General features: G+C 41.9%; 1 pseudogene. It reads left to right on the top strand.

The features are described 5' to 3' along the window. Window positions 1–94: 94 nt before the first annotated feature. A pseudogene (locus D0T84_RS22335) lies at window positions 95–805 on the top strand (TraG family conjugative transposon ATPase); the annotation flags it as partial. Between the last annotated feature and the right edge of the window lie 92 nt (window positions 806–897).

Here is an 897-nt window from a genome sequence, read left to right as displayed (position 1 = left end):
AAACTGATGGCTCCTTAATTTATCGTTAACTCTCTCCTATGCAAAGGTAAAAACTATATAAATCTTGTAAAAGATGACCGAGACCGAAGGATTACATCGTAGTTCACCCAGTCCATTCGGTATTAAAATGGCTGACAGGGTTTCAGGAAAACCTCTCCATGTGGATATTTCCGACCTGCCCATGAAAAAAGGAATAATCACGAACCGCAACAAGTTCATCTTGGGGCCTTCGGGTTCGGGAAAATCCTTTTTTACCAACCATATGTGCCGCCAGTATTACGAACAGGGCACACATATCGTTTTAGTGGATACGGGGAATAGCTATCAGGGATTATGTAACCTGATTAACCGGAAAACAAACGGTCAGGACGGGGTATATTTTACATACACCGAAGAAAATCCCATTTCATTTAATCCTTTTTTCACGGATGATAATGTCTTCGACATTGAAAAGCGTGAGAGTATAAAAACGCTTATCCTTACCTTGTGGAAAAGGGATAACGAGCCGCCCTCACGAGCGGAGGAAGTAGCCCTTTCCAATGCGGTCAGCCAGTATATTGACAAACTGAAAACAGACAGGAAGCTGATACCGTCTTTCAACACTTTCTATGAGTTCGTCCGGGACGACTATAAAAAGGTACTGGAAGAAAAGAAAGTGCGTGAGAAAGACTTCGATATAGCCAACTTCCTGAATGTACTTGAACCGTACTATCGTGGGGGCGAATACGATTTCCTATTGAACTCGGATAAGCAACTGGATTTATTATCTAAACGCTTCATTGTCTTTGAAATTGATTCGATTAAGGGTGCGCCCGTCAAGGCAGCATAAGAAATATCCTTTGGCAAGGATTAGGTAAGTGTTCTTTGAAAAACCTATCATCACCCGGCTTATCTGAA

The sequence above is a fragment of the Dysgonomonas sp. 521 genome (assembly GCF_010501055.1).
Lineage (GTDB): Bacteria > Bacteroidota > Bacteroidia > Bacteroidales > Dysgonomonadaceae > Dysgonomonas.
Note: the sequence above shows the minus strand (reverse complement) of the source record. Positions and strands in the feature narration are given on the sequence as shown.